This is a genomic window from Streptomyces sp. NPDC048389 (assembly GCF_040706335.1).
Classification (GTDB): domain Bacteria; phylum Actinomycetota; class Actinomycetes; order Streptomycetales; family Streptomycetaceae; genus Streptomyces.
Map to the genome: position 1 here is coordinate 1 of NZ_JBEZKP010000008.1, position 18,384 is coordinate 18,384.

At 70.4% G+C, this 18,384-nt stretch carries 18 protein-coding genes, 1 tRNA gene and 1 pseudogene; 12 read left to right on the forward strand and 8 right to left on the reverse strand.

What is annotated here, in order from left to right; translation table 11 throughout:
- Positions 1-164 precede the first annotated feature (164 nt).
- Positions 165-536: a hypothetical protein gene (locus AB0903_RS08305; RefSeq protein WP_366700264.1), complete on the reverse strand. Its 372-nt coding sequence runs from the start codon at positions 534-536 to the stop codon at positions 165-167.
- A 265-nt stretch (positions 537-801) separates the two neighbouring features.
- Between AB0903_RS08305 and AB0903_RS08310 the strand changes: the two genes are divergently transcribed.
- The 5 genes from AB0903_RS08310 to AB0903_RS08330 all read left to right on the forward strand — a co-directional run bounded on the left by AB0903_RS08310 (position 802) and on the right by AB0903_RS08330 (position 3,105).
- Complete coding sequence (locus AB0903_RS08310; RefSeq protein WP_366700266.1) at positions 802-1,542, forward strand: DUF6879 family protein; 741 nt, start codon at positions 802-804, stop codon at positions 1,540-1,542.
- The gene (locus tag AB0903_RS08315) at positions 1,539-2,381 is read left to right on the forward strand and encodes a helix-turn-helix transcriptional regulator (protein WP_366700268.1); all 843 of its coding nucleotides are present in this window, start codon (positions 1,539-1,541) and stop codon (positions 2,379-2,381) included. Before AB0903_RS08310 ends, AB0903_RS08315 begins: the two co-directional genes overlap by 4 nt.
- 87 nt (positions 2,382-2,468) lie before the next feature.
- Entirely contained in the window at positions 2,469-2,657 is a 189-nt protein-coding gene (locus AB0903_RS08320; RefSeq protein WP_366700269.1) for a hypothetical protein, read from the forward strand.
- Positions 2,654-2,914 (forward strand): hypothetical protein, encoded by a 261-nt coding sequence (locus AB0903_RS08325; protein WP_366700271.1) that lies wholly within the window; start codon positions 2,654-2,656, stop codon positions 2,912-2,914. Before AB0903_RS08320 ends, AB0903_RS08325 begins: the two co-directional genes overlap by 4 nt.
- Positions 2,911-3,105 (forward strand): hypothetical protein, encoded by a 195-nt coding sequence (locus AB0903_RS08330; RefSeq protein ID WP_366700273.1) that lies wholly within the window; start codon positions 2,911-2,913, stop codon positions 3,103-3,105. Before AB0903_RS08325 ends, AB0903_RS08330 begins: the two co-directional genes overlap by 4 nt.
- A 109-nt stretch (positions 3,106-3,214) precedes the next feature.
- On the opposite strand, the gene AB0903_RS08335 is transcribed toward AB0903_RS08330, so the two are convergent.
- Together AB0903_RS08335 and AB0903_RS08340 are read right to left on the reverse strand one after the other, a co-directional pair.
- Positions 3,215-3,448, reverse strand: coding sequence for a helix-turn-helix transcriptional regulator (locus AB0903_RS08335; protein WP_366700275.1), 234 nt, complete (start codon positions 3,446-3,448; stop codon positions 3,215-3,217).
- A gap of 518 nt (positions 3,449-3,966) precedes the next feature.
- A tRNA-Arg gene (locus tag AB0903_RS08340) sits at positions 3,967-4,039 on the reverse strand.
- A gap of 286 nt (positions 4,040-4,325) precedes the next feature.
- On the opposite strand from AB0903_RS08340, the pseudogene AB0903_RS08345 reads away from it, so the two are divergent.
- Positions 4,326-4,934 (forward strand): annotated as a pseudogene (locus AB0903_RS08345) (iron-containing alcohol dehydrogenase); the annotation flags it as partial.
- Positions 4,935-5,019: 85 nt separating this feature from the next.
- The gene (locus AB0903_RS08350; protein ID WP_366700277.1) at positions 5,020-6,705 is read left to right on the forward strand and encodes a class I adenylate-forming enzyme family protein; all 1,686 of its coding nucleotides are present in this window, start codon (positions 5,020-5,022) and stop codon (positions 6,703-6,705) included.
- Here AB0903_RS08350 and AB0903_RS08355 read toward each other — a convergent pair.
- Entirely contained in the window at positions 6,678-7,955 is a 1,278-nt protein-coding gene (locus AB0903_RS08355) for a M6 family metalloprotease domain-containing protein (RefSeq protein WP_366700279.1), read from the reverse strand. The two genes, AB0903_RS08350 and AB0903_RS08355, sit on opposite strands and share 28 nt — an antisense overlap.
- Positions 7,956-8,205: 250 nt before the next feature.
- Here AB0903_RS08355 and AB0903_RS08360 point away from each other — a divergent pair, with 250 nt between their 5' ends.
- A complete protein-coding gene (locus AB0903_RS08360; protein ID WP_366700281.1) occupies positions 8,206-8,853 on the forward strand; it encodes a helix-turn-helix domain-containing protein in 648 nt (215 codons plus the stop codon).
- A gap of 316 nt (positions 8,854-9,169) precedes the next feature.
- Positions 9,170-10,693: an MFS transporter gene (locus tag AB0903_RS08365; protein WP_366700283.1), complete on the forward strand. Its 1,524-nt coding sequence runs from the start codon at positions 9,170-9,172 to the stop codon at positions 10,691-10,693.
- 242 nt (positions 10,694-10,935) lie between these two features.
- On the opposite strand, the gene AB0903_RS08370 is transcribed toward AB0903_RS08365, so the two are convergent.
- Positions 10,936-11,451 carry a MarR family transcriptional regulator gene (locus AB0903_RS08370; RefSeq protein WP_366700285.1) on the reverse strand — a complete coding sequence of 172 codons (516 nt, stop codon included), beginning with the start codon at positions 11,449-11,451 and terminating at the stop codon, positions 10,936-10,938.
- 133 nt (positions 11,452-11,584) lie between these two features.
- On the opposite strand from AB0903_RS08370, the gene AB0903_RS08375 reads away from it, so the two are divergent.
- Positions 11,585-12,367 (forward strand): class III extradiol ring-cleavage dioxygenase, encoded by a 783-nt coding sequence (locus AB0903_RS08375; protein WP_366700287.1) that lies wholly within the window; start codon positions 11,585-11,587, stop codon positions 12,365-12,367.
- A gap of 50 nt (positions 12,368-12,417) precedes the next feature.
- Here the strand turns inward: AB0903_RS08375 and AB0903_RS08380 are convergent, their stop codons facing one another.
- Complete coding sequence (locus tag AB0903_RS08380) at positions 12,418-12,957, reverse strand: N-acetyltransferase family protein (protein WP_366700289.1); 540 nt, start codon at positions 12,955-12,957, stop codon at positions 12,418-12,420.
- A gap of 149 nt (positions 12,958-13,106) precedes the next feature.
- Here AB0903_RS08380 and AB0903_RS08385 point away from each other — a divergent pair, with 149 nt between their 5' ends.
- Positions 13,107-14,108, forward strand: a complete 1,002-nt coding sequence (locus AB0903_RS08385) for a sigma-70 family RNA polymerase sigma factor (RefSeq protein WP_366700291.1) — start codon at positions 13,107-13,109, stop codon at positions 14,106-14,108.
- Between the two features lie 314 nt (positions 14,109-14,422).
- Here the strand turns inward: AB0903_RS08385 and AB0903_RS08390 are convergent, their stop codons facing one another.
- On the reverse strand, positions 14,423-15,403 hold the full coding sequence (locus AB0903_RS08390; protein WP_366700594.1) for a YafY family protein: 981 nt from the start codon (positions 15,401-15,403) through the stop codon (positions 14,423-14,425).
- 62 nt (positions 15,404-15,465) lie between these two features.
- Here AB0903_RS08390 and AB0903_RS08395 point away from each other — a divergent pair, with 62 nt between their 5' ends.
- Positions 15,466-17,112 carry an MFS transporter gene (locus AB0903_RS08395; protein WP_366700293.1) on the forward strand — a complete coding sequence of 549 codons (1,647 nt, stop codon included), beginning with the start codon at positions 15,466-15,468 and terminating at the stop codon, positions 17,110-17,112.
- A 358-nt stretch (positions 17,113-17,470) separates the two neighbouring features.
- Here AB0903_RS08395 and AB0903_RS08400 read toward each other — a convergent pair whose 3' ends face one another.
- Positions 17,471-18,307 (reverse strand): DUF6227 family protein, encoded by an 837-nt coding sequence (locus AB0903_RS08400; RefSeq protein ID WP_366700295.1) that lies wholly within the window; start codon positions 18,305-18,307, stop codon positions 17,471-17,473.
- Positions 18,308-18,384: the final 77 nt, after the last annotated feature.

The following is an 18,384-nucleotide window of genomic DNA, read 5'->3' on the forward strand; positions in this document are numbered from 1 at the left end:
TGACCTCCGTCGAGCACGAACTGCACCCGAACTCGGGCCAGTCGCTGCGGGACGCTGTCGACCGCGTCGACGTAGCCCTGAACGGACCACCCCCGGCCCCACCCCCTTGAAACACGACGCCCCCCTTCCGCCACGGCGGGAGGGGGCGCCTTCTGCGTTCCCTGCTACGGCCGCTTGCCGAGCCAGCGGCGGACAGCCATGCGGTCGATGCCGGCGCGCTGGCTGAACGTGGCCTCCGGCATGGTGCGGGCCGGGATGAGGGTGCGTGCGGCCTGCTGAAGTCCGGCGACGGACGCGGCCTCGAGGGCACGGGCGTGTGCGCGCTGCTCGCCGAAGTCGGTGACGACGTCTTCGGCGGGCTCGATCATCAGTCGGTAGGCGACGACGAGGGCCTGCTCTGCGAGGGGCTGGTCGTCGGGGTCGGGGTACTGGTCGGCGATCTCGTCGGCGGTGGCGAGGAGTTCGGTGAGCTGGTCGTCGGTGAGCTTGTGGTCGTCGCCGAGCCATGCCTCGAGCTCGTACTGCTGCATGCCCATGGTGGTCCCCTCCGAGAGCGACCCTCGCCCTCTCTGTAGTCGACACTACACGTGAACTGTAGTCGTGTCTACAGAAACACGGGACACTGCTTGAACGGCACGCCCCCTGCCCCGGCTTCGGCCTGGGCAGGGGGCGCCTTCTGCGTTCGGCGCCGTTGCTCGCAACCTGCCTGCACTCCGCCGCCGACGCAATCTCGCGCAACTTCCGCCCGCTGCCTCGCAACTCGAAGCATGCTGGTGCTTCACCAGCTACCCGGGAGGGCCCATGACGCTCAGGTTCATCGGAACGACCAGCGACTCCGGTGACTGCCCCACCCTGTACGAGGTCGAAGGCAGCCGCAACGTCCTCGTCCAGGGCGACCGCGTCTCCGACCCCGAGCACCTGGCCAAACTCCGCGACGTAAAGGAGTCCGAAACCTTCGTCATCGTGCCGCGCGACCTGCTCGTCCGCTTTGCACCACGCGCCGAGGCCCAAGAGATGGTGCCGTTCACCCAGATCAGCCACCTCTTCACCGAGTTCAAGCACACCGCCTGGCGACTGGAGACCCGACGCGGGTACGCCACCGACCGCAACAGCCCGAAGTGGGCCCGCTGGAAGGCCGGCGCAGACATCGCCACGGAGCCGGCCGACGGGTGGCGCGAGAACGTCCGCCGCCAAACTGAGCAGGGCAAGAGGTTCGAACGCGTCCGCCTCGTCGACGAGCCTCTCACCGAGGGCCAGGAGTTCCTGCTCGCGAGCGGACTCGGAAACGTTGCTGCTGGTGAAGACATCCGTAATCTATCCCGTAGTGCCGCTGAACGACTCGGCCTGCCTGACTGGGACTTCTGGCTCTTCGACTCGCGCACGCTGGTGCGCTTCGTCTTCGACACAGAGGACACCACGCTCGGCGTGATCGTCAGCGAAGACCCGGCCGAAGTGGCAGCTGCCTGCCAAGCCCGGGATGCCGCGTGGCATCACGCAATCCGTACCGCCGACTTTGCCCGGCAGGTACGTTCCACCGTGTGAGCACGGACTTCCAGACCGGCAGGGAGGCCCTCGGCGCGCGCTTGAACGAGCTCCGCGCCGAGACCGGCCTCAACGGCAAGGACTTCGCAGCACTACTTGGCTGGCAACGCTCAAAGGTCAGCCGCCTCCAGAACGGTAAGCAGACCCCCTCGCACAGCGACCTGGACGCGTGGGCGGCAGCGGCTGGCCGCCCGGACCTGGCAGGCGAACTGAAGGGCCGCCTGTCCGGTCTGGAAACGCACTACCGGTCGTGGCGCCGCCAGCTGTCCGACGGCCACCGTCCAAGGCAGGAGCAAGGCATCGCGGAGACCACGGCCACGCGAACGATCCGCGGCGTCGAGGTCGCCCGGATCCCCGGCCTGTTCCAGACCGCTGACTACGCCCGGCATACCTTCGAAGCGAACAGCGAGTTCCGGCAGATCACCAAGGACACCGACGACGCGGTACGCGCCCGGATCCGCCGCCAGGAAGCGCTCTACGAGCCGGGCAAGCTGTTCCGGTTCTTGATCTGGGAGAGCGCCTTGCACGCCCGCACGGGTCCACGGTCTGTCCAAGCTGCTCAGTTGGACAGGCTCTTGAGCCTTGTCGGTCTGGACACGGTCGAACTCGGCATCGTCCCGCTCGGCGCCGAGCTGCGCCGCGCCCCCTCTCATGGCTTCTGGATCTACGATCGGCGACTCGTCATCGTGGAGACCATCAGCACGGAGATGTGGCTGGACGACGACGACTCGATCTGCCTGTACGAGAGGGCTTGGGACTGGCTCGCAGAGTCTGCCGTGTACGGGCATCAGGCTCAGCGGCTGATCAGCCGAGTCAGGGCGTCGCTCGACACTGCGTGAGCAATCCCGCAGAATCCGCCGACCGTCTCGCGCAATCGCGCGCAATCGGCCGACAGGGCTGCAACTGGCGCCCCTACGGTGCGGGGCATGGACTCAGACACCCGCCCCCCGGGGGCTGCCGAAGCGGGACAGTTCTGCCACTTCCACGGAGGCGAGTCGGGGACCGCGCTGCCCGTGAAGTCGGTCGCCCGGAACAGCGGGCCCGATGTACTGCTGCACGCCTGCGCCCCGTGCCGCGAGCAGCGCCACCTCGTGCCCCTGCCGGCCGCGTCATGAGCCGGGCACAGTGGGACTACGTCGTCTACGACGGACGCGTCGGCCTGATCACCATGGACCTCGGCGCAGGCATGTACCGGGTCAGCTTCCACCACGGGCCTGCCCGTACGAAGCCGCGTGAGGTCACGGTGCACGGGCACGAAGTGGTGCCCGCGACCGAGGAGCAGAAGGCCGAGGCGGTCGCGGCCGGTCTCACTCGCGAGGCTGAGCGGAGCTGGCTGCCTCAGCGACCGCGTGCCGCCGGGCGGACGGCATGACCACGGCTGCAACGCTGGCGTGCCGAGATACCCCGATCCCACCGGCCCGCGACCTGTCGTGGGAGGCCACTGCGGGACGGGCCTGCTATGCCTGCGGGCGGCAGCTCACCGTCGGCGCCATCCTGGTCGGCCGCGCGGTCGGCCGCGACGGCGCGCACGTCCTCGACACCGACGTGTACGCCTGCCCATGACCCCCGTCCCGGGGCCTTTGGTACTGACACCCCGGGGCGGTAAGCGGGCCCTGACGGCGAATCGGGTCCGCTGCTCCCCGGCCGGTCCCCAGCCCGGGGCCGGCCGGGGCTACTCGCGTACGAGGTCAGCCAGCGGGACGCCGATCGCGTCGGCGATGAGCAGCAGGGTGTCGAGCGTGGCGGACTGGTGCCCCTGCTCGATGCGGTTCACGGACGCCCGGTCGATGCCTGTCGCCATGGCCACTGCTTCTTGGGTGAGGTTGGCGTACAGCCGCGCGGCACGGATGCGGTCCCCGATCCGCCTGCGTTCGGTGATGACCCAGTCGGGGATGGAGCGCGGCACTTGTCCACGCTCGCCAGACCATGATCCAAAGTATGTAGGAGTGAACCTACAGTGTGTGATCTAGTGGCCCGCGGATACCCCACGAAGACCCGGGCCGTGAACGCCCGCCTGATCGGGAAGCTGATCGGCGGGTAGGGGATGACTACCAGCGTCCGTACATCCGCTGTGGTCGTGTCATCCCTGCTCTGATTCGGTCAGAGCAAAGCCGCCCCGCCCCATTCCGGGGCGGGGCGGTCTACTGTGAAGCCCAAGACCCCCCGTCGGTTTTCGCGACGGGGGGTCCCCTGTGCGCCGAGCCTCCCCGCCCGGACTACACAGGACGTGGACGGCGTACATCTGGCGCGCGTGGGGAGACGCGCCGGCCCCGTCCAGGGAGCACTTTACGTGGCCTTTGCAGCGAAGCAAGTCCCCCGGATGGGTGGGTAGATTCCATGATCGTTGGGGGATGTGGACTCTACGTGGACTTCGATCATGACCAGGGCCCCTCTGTTCGATTCACAGAGGGGCCCTGACCTGCGTGCCCCCGGCAGGATTCGAACCTGCGACACCCGCTTTAGGAGAGCGGTGCTCTATCCCCTGAGCTACGAAGGCGACGGCATGACCAGGGACAGCGTAGCGGATGCGGGTCGGTCGGGTGGTGCCGCATCGGGGTGGTCGGGCCGGAGGGTGGCGAGGGGATTCCGGGGGCGACGCGGGGGCGTCGTGGCGGGGTGGGCAAGGGCCGGGGAACGTGTCGTACGGCGGCTTTTCGCCGGGCTGCGCCGGCAGGGGCGCGCAGGCGGGGCCCGTGGTCAGGCCGCGCCGACACGACGGAGGCGACGTTCGATGCCCGAGAGCGTTCCCGCCCGGGTGACCGTCCACGCGCCGTGATCCCGCGTTCGCGCCCGGGACGGTGGTCTACGACCCGGAGCTGACGCTGACGATGCCGGCGGGACTCACGCGGGCCGGCGCGCTCAACGCCCTCGCCCACGCGGTCGAGGCACTCTGGGCGCCGAACGCCACCGCCGTGTCCGACGGGCTCGCGACCGAGGCGATCGACGGCATCCTCACCGCCCTTCCGAAGGTGCTCGACGACCCGTCCGACCTGGCGGGCCGGGAGCGGTTGCAGGAGTGTGCCTGGCTCGCCGGGCTCTGTCTGGCGCAGACCCGCATGGGGCTGCACCACCAACTGGCGCACGTCCTCGGCGGGACCTTCGACCTGCCGCACGCGGAGCTCCACGCCGTGCTGCTGGCGCACGTGATGGCCTTCAACCTGCCCTCGGCGCCGAAGGCGGCCGCCCGCCTGGGGCGGATCGCCGGCGACGATCCGGCAGCGGTCGTCGGCCGCCTCGCCCGCGGCCACGACGGTCCGACCACCCTCCGCGCACTGGGTGTGCCGCGCGACGGCCTGCGGGCCGTCGCCGAGCGGGTCGCGGCCCGGCCCTACCCGAATCCCCGTCCGCCGGAGGCCGTCGCGCTGACCCGGCTGCTGTCCCGGGCGTGGTAGTCGCCGCAGGTGGGCCCGGCCTTGACGGGGTTCTGGGGGCGGCATAGCGTCGCGGCGGATCGAGCAAGCTCCTGGAGGGCCGACCGTGCCGCACGCCGCGTATCCCGAAGCCGCCCTCACCGCGCCCGGCGCCCCTTTCGCCGTCGTACGCGGCGAGGACGGAGCGCTGCAGTACGAGAACGGGCCGCGCACGCTGCGGGAGTTCGTCGAGGCGACGTGGGCGTACGGGGGCCGGCCGTTCCTCGTGGCGGAGAGCGGGACGTACACGTACGGCGAGTTCTTCGCCGCCGCCTCCGCGCTCGCGTGCCGGTTCGTGGACACGTACGGGCTGCGGCCGGGGGACCGGGCGGCGGTCGTGATGCGCAACCACCCGGAGTGGCAGGTCGCCTTCTGGGCCGCTCAGCTGGCGGGGCTCGTGGCGGTGCCGCTCAACGCCTGGTGGACCGAGGAGGAGCTGGCGTACGCGCTGGACGACTGCACCCCGCGCGTCCTGCTGGTCGACGGTGAGCGGCTGCCACGGGTGGCGCGGTGGGCGGCGGCACACGGCGCGCGTACCGTCGTCTTCCACCACGACGGGGACATGCCCGCCGGCGCCGAGCGGTACGAGGACTTCGGCGCCCCCGATCCGCTCGCCGCGCCGCCCGCCGTCGAGGTCGCGGCGGAGGCGGACGCCACCATCATCTACACGTCGGGCACCACCGGCCGGCCCAAGGGCGCCGTCGCCACGCAGCTCGCCCAGGCCGGCGCGGCGCAGCACCCCCGCTACCACGCCGCCGCGGCGGCACTGGCGCGAGGTGTGCTGCCCGGGCAGGGGCCGGCGCCGGTCGCGCTGATGACGTTCCCGTTCTTCCATGTGGCGGCCTTCACCACGCTGTACTCGACGATGGCCGTCGGTGGCACGCTCGTCCTGATGCGCAAGTGGGACGCCGAGGTGGCGCTCGCGCTCATCGAGCGGCACAAGGTCACGCACTACTCGGGTGTGCCGACGACCGCGCTCCAGCTCGTCGAGGCGGCCGAGCGGACCGGGGCCGGGCTGGAGACACTCACCAACCTCGGCACCGGTGGGGCCGCGGCCCCACCCGACCTTGTCGCACGGCTCACCGCGGCCTACGGCCACCGGATCGAGCCGCGCAACGGATACGGTCTGACCGAGACCGGCGGCGGAGTGCTGGCGAACTTCGGGGACGGCTGCCGCGAGAACCCGGCCGGCGTGGGACGGCCCGCGCCCGCCGTCGAGGTGCGGATCGCCGGGGCGGGCGGCGGGGCGCTGCCCGAGGGGGCGGTCGGGGAGTTGTGGCTGCGCGGCCAGGGGCTGATGCGCGGCTACTGGCGTGACGAGCAGGCCACGGCGGCGGCGTTCCGGGACGGCTGGCTGCGGACCGGGGACCTCGCGACCCTGTGCGAGGGCCGGGTGACCGTCGTCGACCGGATCAAGGACATGGTGATCCGCGGCGGGGAGAACGTGTACTGCGTCGAGGTCGAGGCGGTGCTGCACGACCACCCCGACGTCGCCGACGCCGCGGTGCTGGGTGTGCCGCACCCGGTGCTCGGGGAGGAGGTCGCGGCGGTCGTGCAGCTGGTGCCGGGTGCCACGGTCACCGCGGAGCAGTTGCGGGAGCATGTCGGCCGGACGTTGGCCGCCTTCAAGGTGCCCGCCCATGTGCTGGTGCGGGACGAGCCGGTGCCGCGCAATCCGACGGGCAAGATCCTCAAAAGGGTCCTGCGGGAATCGCTCTGCGCTGCTCAGGAACGGGTGACGCGTATCCGGTAGCCGCCGTCCTCGTCCTCGTCGACGACAAAGATGCGTACGCCGTTCTCGCGGTCCGTGAAGGACTGGCCCGGCCGGTAGGGGGCGTCGGACAGTTCCGCGTGGACGTTGGGCTGCCGGGTGCAGCCGCCGCTGTCGCCGTCGCTGTCGGAGACGGTCACGGGGCCCTGGCCCGTGTCGACATCGGACTTCACCCGGTAGACGAGTACGCCGGATTCGCACACGTGGTCGTCGTTGCCGGCCCGGGTGCGTACCTCCGCCGCGTAGCCGGTGCTCTCGGTCAGCGGCACGATCGCGATCTTGGTGCCGCCCCGGGTGGCCAGCGGGGTGAGCGTGTACTCCGTGGTGCCGGGTGCCGCGGCGCAGTTGACCTGGCTGTTGTCGAGCCAGCCGAGCTTCCACTTGTGCCAGCCGAGCAGGTCGTTGTTGGCTCCCCAGTCCTCGGACATGATGTCCCAGTGGCCCACCGCGCCGCCGCCTTCCGCGGTGTAGAGGTCGGGGAGGCCGAAGACATGGCCGTTCTCGTGCGGCAGGACGCGGTAGCCGGTATCCGCGTACGAGCCGGAACCGTCGTCCTGGCGGCTGTAGACGAAGGACGTGTTGGCGAGCGGCACGCCGTCGGCCACGGGCGCCTGCTCGTTGCCGGAGAACGTCACCGACAGCACGGTGTCCAGCGCGGACGGGCCCGCGTTGGGCGTGACCAGGACGTTGACGAAGTCGTACGCGTCGAAGTCGACTTTCGGGTCGGCGACCGCGACCAGGTCCTCGACCAGGTGCCGGTACCCCGGTTCGTACGGTGAACCGCGCTCTATCCCGTAGGCGGCGAACGGTTTCGGCATCCGCAGCCAGTGGCTCACGGGGGCGTGCGGCCGGTAGCTGAGGCGCCCGTACGAGCTGGTCGCGAACCACTGCGCGGTCTGCGGGAAGAACTCCGCGAGCCGGTCGAGGGCGGAGCCGCTGCCCTCGGCGTCCGGGAAGTCGATCATCAGGTTGAGGGCGTTGACCACGCCGGTGGAACGGACGTAGCCGGCCGGGGTGGGCAGGCCCTCGGACATCTGGACGCCGACGGCCGTCGGGATCCGGCAGGGACCGAGGCTCACGGCGTTCGGCGCGGCGCTCGGCCCGGCCGAGACCCGGCCGGGGACGGGGTCCGTCGAGCTGGCCGTGGCCAGGACGGCGAGCGCGAGGGTCGCGGAAGCGGCGAGTGCGCCGAGCCTGCCCCGTCCGCGTATCCGGTGACGAGCCTCCTCCATGCGATCGCCTTCCGGTCCCCGGCAGCAGGCCGGGCCCTGGCTGCGCTCTGTTCGATCAGCGTGTGTCGGGTGCCGGGAGGCCGCGCGCCGGGTGGTCCGATCGTGGGGTTTTTCCGGCGGGACGCATATGTGCCCCAGGTCACAGCGAGTGGGGGAAATAACCGGGGATCGTTTCCCCGTTTGAACCGGTGTCCCGCGAAACGGGGAAGCCGTCCCCGCTTGGGGTCGAGGACCGGAAGGATGTGGAGCCGTGAGCACCGCCGCCACCGAGGCGCGCCGCGCACCGCGCCCCAGGGCCGATGCCCTGCGCAACCGTGAGCGGATCGTGTCGGCCGCGCGTGAGATGTTCGTCGAGTTCGGGCCGGACGTCCCGTTCGACGAGATCGCCCGCCGTGCAGGCGTCGGCAACGCCACGCTCTACCGGCACTTTCCCGACCGCGTGACCCTTGTCCGCGAGGTCGTCCTCAGCGTCATGTCCCGCACCACCGAGCAGGCGGACAAGGCGACGGCCGAGGAGGCCGACCCCTTCGCCGCGCTGCGCCGCTTCGTCCACCGGGCGGCCGACGAGCGGATCGGTGCCCTGTGCCCGATGCTGTCCGGCGCCTTCGACCACGACCACTCCGATCTGCACGCCGGGCGCGAGCGACTCGAGGATGCCGTGCGCGGCCTCGTCGAGGCGGCGCAGTCGGCGGGCCGGATGCGCACCGATGTCGCCGTGGGCGATCTGATGGTGGCGCTCTCCCAGCTCACCCGGCCGCTGCCGGGCACCGCCTGCCCGAACATGGACCGGTTCGTCCATCGCCATCTGCAGCTGTTCCTGGACGGGCTCGAGGCGCCGGCGCGCTCCGAACTCCCGGGCGATGCCGCGACTCTGGAGGACCTCCGCAACACTTCGTGACGCCGTAGCCCCGCCGGTTTCCCGGGGCTTTCCCGCTTGTCTCCGGCGCTCTCCTCAGGCCCTTCTCCTCGAAGCCTCTCCTTGGGGCCTTCTTCTCAGAACCCTTTCCCCGAAGTCCTGACTCCGCAGGTCCCTCTCGGGGCCCTTCGCCACAGAACGCTTGGCGCGCACACCCTCGGTGCGAAAACCCTTGGCGCACCGAACACTCGACGCAGAACACTCAGCGCTCAGAACCCCTTACCACGTACCCGCGTGACCTTCCGCGACCTCCCGCGACCTCCCGTGACCTCCCGTGACCGATTAGGTGGCCAGACCCATGCCGAAAACAGCCGACATCTCACTCCCCGACCCGAGCCGCTGGAAAGCCCTGGTCTTCATAGCCCTCGCCCAGCTGATGGTGGTGCTCGACGCGACGATCGTGAACATCGCGCTCCCCACCGCCCAGCAGGACCTCGGCATCTCCGACGCCAACCGCCAATGGGTCATCACCGCCTACGCCCTCGCTTTCGGCGGGCTGCTGCTCTTCGGGGGCCGTATCGCCGACCTGTGGGGCCGTAAGCGCACTTTCGTCGTCGGCCTGCTCGGCTTCGCCGCGGCATCCGCGCTCGGCGGTGCGGCCACCGGTGAGGCGATGATGCTCGGTGCCCGAGCCCTGCAGGGAGTCTTCGGCGCACTGCTCGCGCCCGCCGCCCTGTCACTGCTCGCCGTGATGTTCACCGACGCGAAGGAACGCGCCAAGGCATTCGGCATCTACGGTGCGATCGCCGGAGGCGGTGGCGCCGTGGGTCTGATCCTCGGTGGCTTCCTCACCGAGTACCTGAACTGGCGCTGGACCTTCTACGTCAACATCCCGTTCGCGATCGTCGCCGCCGTCGGTGCCTACCTGGTGATCCGTGAGCCGGAGGGTGCGCGCAACCGCTCCTCGCTCGACATCCCCGGTGTCGTGCTGTCCACCCTCGGTCTGGTGGCCCTCGTCTACGGCTTCACCCGCGCCGAGTCCGCCGGGTGGTCCGACGGGCTGACCGTGGGCATGTTCATCGCCTCCGCGGTGCTTCTCGTCGCGTTCGTCGTGACCGAGGCGAACGTGAAGTCGCCACTGCTGCCGCTGCGGGTCCTGACCGAGCGCAACCGCGGTGGCGTCTACCTCTCGCTGGGCTTCGCCATCATCGCGATGTTCGGGTTGTTCCTCTTCCTGACGTTCTATCTCCAGGTCGTGAAGGGCTACTCGCCCGTCATGACGGGCTTCGCCTTCCTGCCGATGATCGTCGGCATGATCGCGGGATCCACCCAGATCGGCGCCCGGCTGATGACCCGCATGGCACCGCGTCTGCTGATGGGCCCCGGCTTCGTGCTCGCGGCGCTCGGCATGCTGCTGCTGACCAGGCTGGAGATCGACAGCTCCTACGCCGGTCTGATCCTGCCGGCGCAGCTGATGCTGGGCCTGGGTATGGGTACGGCGTTCATGCCCGCGATGTCGCTGGCCACCCACGGTGTGAATCCGGCCGACGCCGGGGTCGCCTCCGCGATGGTCAACACCTCGCAGCAGGTGGGCGGCGCTATCGGTACGGCGCTGCTGAACACCATCGCGGCCTCCGCCACGACCTCGTACGTCGCGTCGCGCGCCGCCGGTGCGACCGACCCGAAGCTGCTCGAGCTCCAGGGCATGGTGCACGGCTTCTCGTCGGCCATCTGGTGGGCGGTCGGCATCCTGGCGGCCGCTGCGGCGATCGCGTTCACGTTCATCAACACCGGGCGTCCGCAGGCCGGTCCGGTCGCGGCCGGACCGGGCAGCGGCGCCGGTACGGAGGACGAGGTCAAGATCCCCGTGATCGCGCACTGAGCGGCCGGGCCGCGGCGGCCGAGCGGCAGGACCGGCAGGTCGTACGCGGATGAAGAGGGGCCCCGCCCCGGGTACTGCACCCCGGGGCGGGGCCTGCTCGTGTCGCGGGGGTGGGCCGGGCGGGGCCTGTCCGCGTCGCCGGGGCGGTGCGCGCCTGGGCGGGCGGGCGGGACGGTCGGTGGGCGGGGCCCGACGGCGCATCCGGCTCGACCGAGCCGGATGCCCAGACGTCCGGGCCGCGGTCATCTGAGCCAGGGCAGGTCCGCACCGGTGTCCTGGGGCTGCAGCCCCTCCGCCATGACCCGCATGATCTCGCCCAGCTGCGCGACCTGCTCGGGGGTGAGGCGGTCGAACACCGCCTGCCGTACGGCCTCGACATGGCCTGGAGCGGTCCGCTCCAGCACACCGAAGCCCTCGTCCGTCAGCACGGCGTTCTGCCCGCGCTTGTCGGACGGGCAGTCCTCGCGGCGCACCCAGCCGTTCTTCTCGAGCCGGGCAATCGCGTGCGAGAGGCGGGAGCGGGTGATCTTGGCGTCGATGGCCAGCTCGGTCATCCGCTTGCGGCGTCGCGGCGCCTGCGCGAGCTGGACCAGCAGGCCGTAGTAGATGTGCGGCATGCCCGCGTCGCGCTGCAACTGGCGGTCGAGATGGTCCTCCAGGAGGGTGGTGGCATGGAGGTACGCGCGCCATACGCGCTGCTCCTCGTCGCTCAGCCAGCGTGGCCCGGGGCCGCCCGCACCTTTGAGTGCCCTGTTCATGCATCCCACTCTACGACCCCGCTACTTGAAGATTGAACTAAATGTGTTTAGAGTGAGGTGCGCTTGAAAGTTCAATCAATCTTTTCGGGCTCAGTGCAGCAGACCGGGTCCAGCAGACCGGGAGTCGACCGTCATGAACGCCACCTCCTCCGCGCGGCGCATGCCCGCCCTCTACCTCTCCCACGGCGCCCCGCCCCTGGCCGACGACCCCGTCTGGCCGGGGGAACTCGCCGGCTGGTCCAGGTCGCTGCCCCGCCCCAGAGCGATCCTGATGGTCTCCGCCCACTGGGAGGAGGCGCCCCTCGCGCTCGGCGCGACCCGGACGACGCCGCTGGTGTACGACTTCTGGGGCTTCCCCGAGCACTACTACCGCGTTCGGTACGACGCCCCCGGCGCCCCCGGACTGGCCGACTCCGTGCGCAAGCTGCTGCGCCGTGCCGGTACGCCGGTGCAGGACATCCCCGACCGAGGTCTCGACCATGGCGCGTATGTGCCGCTGGTGGAGATGTATCCGGACGCCGACGTCCCCGTGCTGCAGATCTCCATGCCCACGCTCGATCCGCAGAAGCTGCTCGAGATCGGGCGCCGGCTCGCCCCGCTCAGGGACGAGGGCGTGCTGATCGTCGGCAGCGGATTCTTCACGCACAACCTCGCGGCGCTACGGCACGCAGGTACGCCCGGCTGGTCGGCCGAGTTCGACGACTGGGGGCGGCGCGCACTGGCGGCCGCCGATGTGGACGCCCTGCTCGACTTCGAGAACAAGGCTCCGGCGGGCCGGCTCGCCCACCCGCGTACCGAGCACTTCGCGCCGCTGTTCGTCACCCTGGGCGCGTCGGAGGCGGAGATCGGGAGCGGCCGCAGCGTCATCGACGGCTTCTGGATGGGGCTGGCGAAGCGGTCGGTGCAGTTCGGCTGAGGTCGGGAGGGGCGGGGCGGCGGTGGTGGCGGGGTGAAGGCGACCCCGCGTCAGCCCAGGCGCTTCTCGAACCAGGCCACGTCCCAGTACCGGCCGAACTTGCGGCCCACCTCTTCGTATGTGCCGACGTGTCGGAACCCGAAGCGGGTGTGCAGGCGGACCGAGGGCTCGTTCGGCAGGGCGACCCCGGCGTAGGCCCGGTGCACGTCCTCGGTGCCCAGCTCCTTGAAGAGCGCCTCGTAAAGAAGGGTGCCGATGCCGCGCCCGGCGGCCTCGGAGGCGCAGTAGACGCTGACCTCGACGGAGGTCGAGTAGGCAGGCTTGGGGCGGAAGGGGCTGCTGGTGGCGTACCCGAGGACGCCGACCGGCGGATTGCTGTCGACAAATCGGACATCCTGAGCAACCAGAAGCCGGTGCGGGCCGTCTTCAAGGTGGGAGTGCAGCCAAGGGCGGCGCTGCTCAGGGGTGAATACCGTGGTGTCGAACGTGATGGGGGTCTCGCGGACATAGTGGTTGTAGATGTCCGTAAGGGCTTGGAGGTCGGCGTCGGTCCCCGCCCTGACCTGCACCTCCGCGTGTTCCGGCAGCATCGTTCCCTCCCTGGGTGGCGGCACAGGGTACTGCATGATCGCGGAATTCGATGCACCCGGTGGGAATTCTGTCCGGATTCCAGTCGTTGTTTCCTTCGGATGCAGGGCACCCGGGAGGGTGTCGCGACCTACTCAGCAAGGGAGCTCGCATGGCAACCCGTGCCGTCGCCCGTCGTCAGTCCGACTCCGGTGGGGCGACCGACAGGGCAAGCAGTGTTCGCGCCGTGGGCGGGGAGATCGCCGACCGCGACCTGGTCGGCATGTACCTCGACGAGATCGCGCGTACACCGCTGCTCGACGCCGCCAAGGAAGTCGAGCTGTCCCAGACCATCGAGGCAGGTGTGTACGCCCGCCAGATCCTTGACGGAGAAGTGGAGAGCGAGGCGGGCGGTGCCACGCGGGAGGAGCTGGATGCTCTGGCCGAAGCGGCCGAGCGCGCCAAGGACGTGTTCATCCGCTCGAATCTGCGACTCGTCGTGGCCGTCGCCCGGCGTTATCCGCGCAGCGGACTGCCGCTGCTCGACCTGATCCAGGAAGGAAACGCGGGTCTGGTCCGCGCGGTCGAGAAGTTCGACTACGCCAAGGGATTCAAGTTCTCCACGTACGCGACGTGGTGGATCCGCCAGGCGATCACCCGCTCGATAGCGGACCAGTCCCGCACCATCCGGCTCCCCGTCCACCTGGTGGAGGAGCTGGGCCGTATCCGTCGTGTCCAGCGCGAGTTCAATCGGGAGAACGGCCGGGACCCCGAGCCGTCGGAGATCGCCGCGGAGCTGGGCTCGACGCCCGAGCGCGTCATAGACGTCCTCGACTGGGCCCGTGACCCGGTCAGCCTCAACATGGCCGTGGACGATGCGGGCGAGACCCAGTTCGGTGACCTGCTGGAGGACACCTCGGCGGTCTCTCCGGAGCAGTCCGTGCTCACCCTGCTGCGCAGTGAGGAGCTCGGCGATCTGATCGGCAAGCTCGACAACCGCACCGCGTCGATCATCCGCATGCGGTACGGGATAGAGGACGGCCGGGAGCGGACGCTCACCGAGGTCGGCAAGGAGCACGGCTTGACGCGCGAGCGGATCCGCCAGATCGAGAAGCACGCTCTGCTCGAACTGAAGCGGATGGCCCGGGACACGGGCTTCGAGCCGGCTGCGTAGCCCGCGGGGCTGCGCCGGCCGGAGTTCCGCCTCCGGTCGGATCGCGGCGCGGGACGCCCCGGGTCCCCGCGGGGCGTGCCGTCGTGCGTGCTCGGCCGCAGTCTGTGCCCTCCGCAGCCTGTGTCCCGCAGTCGGGCTGTGTGTGGCTGGGTTCGGCAGTCGGGCCGGTGCCGTCGCCTGGCGGGCGTCGCGCCGTGGATCGCGCGTCCGACGTGTCGTGCCCGCGAGCGTGTCTGCCGTGCCGTTGTGCCGTGAGCTGTCGTGCCTCTCGGGAGTGGCCGTGCTCTCGGGGCCGCCGTGCCTCGCCGGCCCGGTCAGGGCGTGGCTTCGGCGGATCCGGCCGTGGCCCGGGCGAGCCGGGTCGCCAGGTCCGTCATGTACGTGCGCAGCGGCGCAGGCCCATGGACGGTGAACTCGCAGTCCACCAGAGCCAGCCGCAGCGCCAGCCACTCGACCGAATCCGCTGACCGCGTCCGCAGCCGACAGCTCTCCTCACCCGTCGGGGCCGGTGCGCCAAGATGTTCCGGCAGCCGTGCCCCCACAAACGATGCCGGCGCTCCGAAACTCACATCGACGTCGAGTTCCTGTCGACGGTGCGATGTCGAATGGCCCAGCAGCTCCGCCGCGTCCCCGACCGGCGCCTCGCGGGGCGTGAACCGCGCGCCCGTCGCGAACGGCTCCGCCACCCGGTCCACCCGGAACGTGCGCCAGTCCTCGCGTCCGATGTCGTACGCGACGAGGTACCACCGCCGCCCGGTCGACACCAGACGATACGGCTCGACCTGGCGCCGTGACTCGGCGCCGTCCCCCGCCCGGTAGGCGAACCGGAGCCGTTCGCGTGCCGTCACCGAGCCCGCGATGACCGTGAGCGTCTGCGGATCGATCGTCGCTCCGTCGCCCCTGGTGAGCGGGAGCGTGGCCTCCTGAAGCGTGGCCACCCGGTATCTCAGGCGGGACGGCAGCACTTGCTCCAGCTTGGCCAGCGCCCGTACGGACGCCTCCTCGATCCCCTCGATGGCGTGCCCGGCGCCGGCCCGCAGTCCGACCGCGATCGCCACGGCCTCCTCGTCGTCCAGCAGCAGAGGCGGCATGGCGGCGCCCGCGACCAGCCGGTACCCGCCGACGGCGCCCTTGGTCGCCTCGACCGGATAGCCGAGGTCGCGCAGCCGGTCGATGTCCCGCCGGATGGTGCGGGGGCTGACGTCGAGGCGTTCGGCAAGCTCACTGCCGGGCCATTCCCGCGGGGTCTGGAGAAGTGACAGCAGATTCAGAAGTCGTGCCGGAGTGTCCGTCATGTTCTTCAGGATGCCTGCCATCTAGGACATGTTCTGACCTATACGCTGCCTAGTTTCCTCATATGAGTTCACAGCAGCCCGCCGTGGCAGAAACGGCAGCCGGACCGGAAGCGGCGACGGACCGCCGGCGCTGGATCGCCCTGGCGATCGTCATGACCGCGGCTTTCATGGATCTGGTCGATGTCACGATCGTCAACATCGCGATACCCAGCATCCAGCGAGACCTCGGTGCCTCGTTCGGCGCCATCCAGTGGATCACCGCGGGATACGCCCTCGCCTTCGCCGCCGGTCTGATCACGGGCGGCAGGCTCGGCGACATCTACGGCCGCAAGCGGCTGTTCCTCGTCGGCATCACCGGCTTCACCCTCGCCTCCGCGCTGTGCGGCTTCGCCGCCAACGCGGAGATGCTCGTCGGCTCCCGACTGCTGCAGGGCGCGACCGCCGCGCTGATGGTGCCGCAGGTGCTGTCGATCGTCCATGTCACCTTCCCGGCGCACGAACGGGGAAAGGTCTTCGGCCTGTTCGGCGCCGTCGTCGGCCTCGGCGCGGTCTCCGGCCCGCTGCTCGGTGCGCTGCTGACCCAGTGGAACCTCTTCGGCCTCGAGTGGCGGCCGATCTTCCTGATCAACCTGCCGGTCGGCATCGCCGGACTGGTCCTCGGGCGCAAGTTCATCCTCGAGTCCCGTGCGCCGAAGGCGCTGAGGCTCGACCTCGTCGGCGTCGTGATGATCACAGCCGCCCTGCTCATGCTGATCTACCCGCTGACCCGGGGCCGTGAACTGGGCTGGCCGCTCTCCGGCCATCTGTGCATGGCCGGCAGCCTGCTCGTCTTCGCCGCCTTCGTGGCGTACGAGCGGCACAAGACGCGCAAGGACGGCTCACCGCTCGTCGAACTGTCGCTGTTCAAGGTCAAGAGCTTCGCCGCCGGTATCGCCGTGCAGCTCACCTTCGGTGTCGTGATGGGCATCTTCTTCCTCGTCTGGACGCTCTACATGCAGCAAGGGCTCGGCTGGACGCCCCTGAGGGCCGGTCTGACCGGGGTGCCGTTCTCGATCGCCGTCTCGGCGGCGGCCGGGATGTCCGTGCAACTGCTGGTGCCGCGATTCGGTCGCAAGGTGCTGCAGGCGGGTGCGGCCACCATGGCCGCCGGACTCGTCATCTACATCTGGGAGGCCGACCGGTACGGCACGGCCATCCAGTCGTGGCAGATGATCCCGCCGCTGGTCGTGATGGGCGTGGGCATGGGGCTCATCGTCGCGCCGCTGACCGACGCCGTGCTCTCCGAAGTCCCGCGCGAGCACGCGGGCTCCGCGAGCGGACTGATCAACACGACCGCGCAGATGGGTACCGCGCTCGGCCTCGGTCTGGTGTCTCTCGTCTTCTTCGGCTCGATCGACGCGTCGGCCGAAGCCGCAAGGGGCGGGACGGGGGGCGGGTCGATCGGAGAGTCGAGCGGTGGGTCGGCTGATGCATCGACAGGCGGACCGGTCGGTGACCACGTGTCCGGGCCGGATGCCACGGGCTCGGCCTTCGTGGAAGCCTTCGGGAACTCCCTGTGGTGGGTGGCCGGGGTACTGCTCGTGATCTTCGTGGTGATGTTCGCCCTGCCGGCACGGCCGAAGCAGCATGTCGAGGGCGGTGCGCCGGACGCACAGGCGATGCCGCTCGCGAAGCAGGATGCCGAACCGGAGCACGCGCTCTCGCGTTGAATGCCTGGACGCCTGGACGCCTGGACGCCTGGACGCCTGGACGCCTGGACGCCTGGACGCCTGGATGTCCGAACGCACTCGGTGCCTGTGCCACTTGCCGTGGCGCAGGCACCGTCGTGCGCCGGGACGGCAGCGCGGCAGGCCACCTGCCGGGCGGACCACGGGACCCGGGCGCTACCGGAGACGGTGGCCGACGGATCTTGGGGGCGACCGGGACGGCCGGGGCAACCGGGGAGCGACCGGGGCGATGGAGAAGGCGGTGGAGACGAGGGAGACGGGACAGGCGGGTTACCGCTCTCTGTGCGCCCGGGGGACTGCCGGATGCGCGCGCCGGGCCCGGCGCGACCGGCCGGGCGGGCTAGCGGACCCGGGCGCGGAGCTCCATGGCCTCGCGGGCGTCGTGCTCTGCCTCGTACACCTCGCACATGTGGCGACCGTCCGGCGTCGCCGTGTGCTCGACCTCCCACAGGCTCCGCTCCGTGCCGTCGAGCAGCAGGAAGGCGTGCTCGTAGAGCGTGAAGCCCGCGTCCTTTCCCGCGATCCGGAACTGGCGTCCGAAGACCTGGGTGATGTGGTGGGCGAAGGCGGCGCGCAGCAGACGGGCCGTCTCCTCTCCCGGCCGGTCGTCGTTCTCGGCCCGGCGCAGCAGCCGGCGCGCGTGGTCGGCGGAGTTGTCGGGGACGTACATCGGCGGCAGTGGGGCCGGGGGCGGTGCCATCAGTGCGGCGAGCAGCTCCAGGTCGGCGTCCAACTCGTCGTCCAGGTCGACGCCGAGCTCTTGGCCGAGCGTGCTGTTCGACCCGGCCGTGCCGCCCGACCCGGCGAACCCGGGAAAACCGGCGGGCAGCCGGGATGCCGCCAGCCGCGCCTCGGACTCGTGCGCGTACAGCTCGTGCTGATCCGTGCCGCCACGGCCGGTGTTGTGGACGAGCTCCCACAGCACGAGCGAGCTGCCGTCACCGAGCAGATAGGCATGGCGGTACGTGGAACGGTGCAGCGCTGCATTGTGGTGCGACGAGTGCAGGGAACTCGCGTGCGCCAGCGCGGAGTCGAGTCGCTCGACCGTCGCGTCGGGCAGATCGAAGGAGTTGAGCGCCCGACCCAGGAGTCGCTCGATGTGCGTCTCGGTTGCCTCGTACGGATCGTACGGATCGTACGGATCGTACGGATCGTACGGATCGATGGGATCGTTCAAGAGGGGTCTCCAGGCCGTCGCCACAAGTCACTTGGTGATTGCTAAAAGTAGCGCTTCCGTCCGACAGTGTGCTTCTG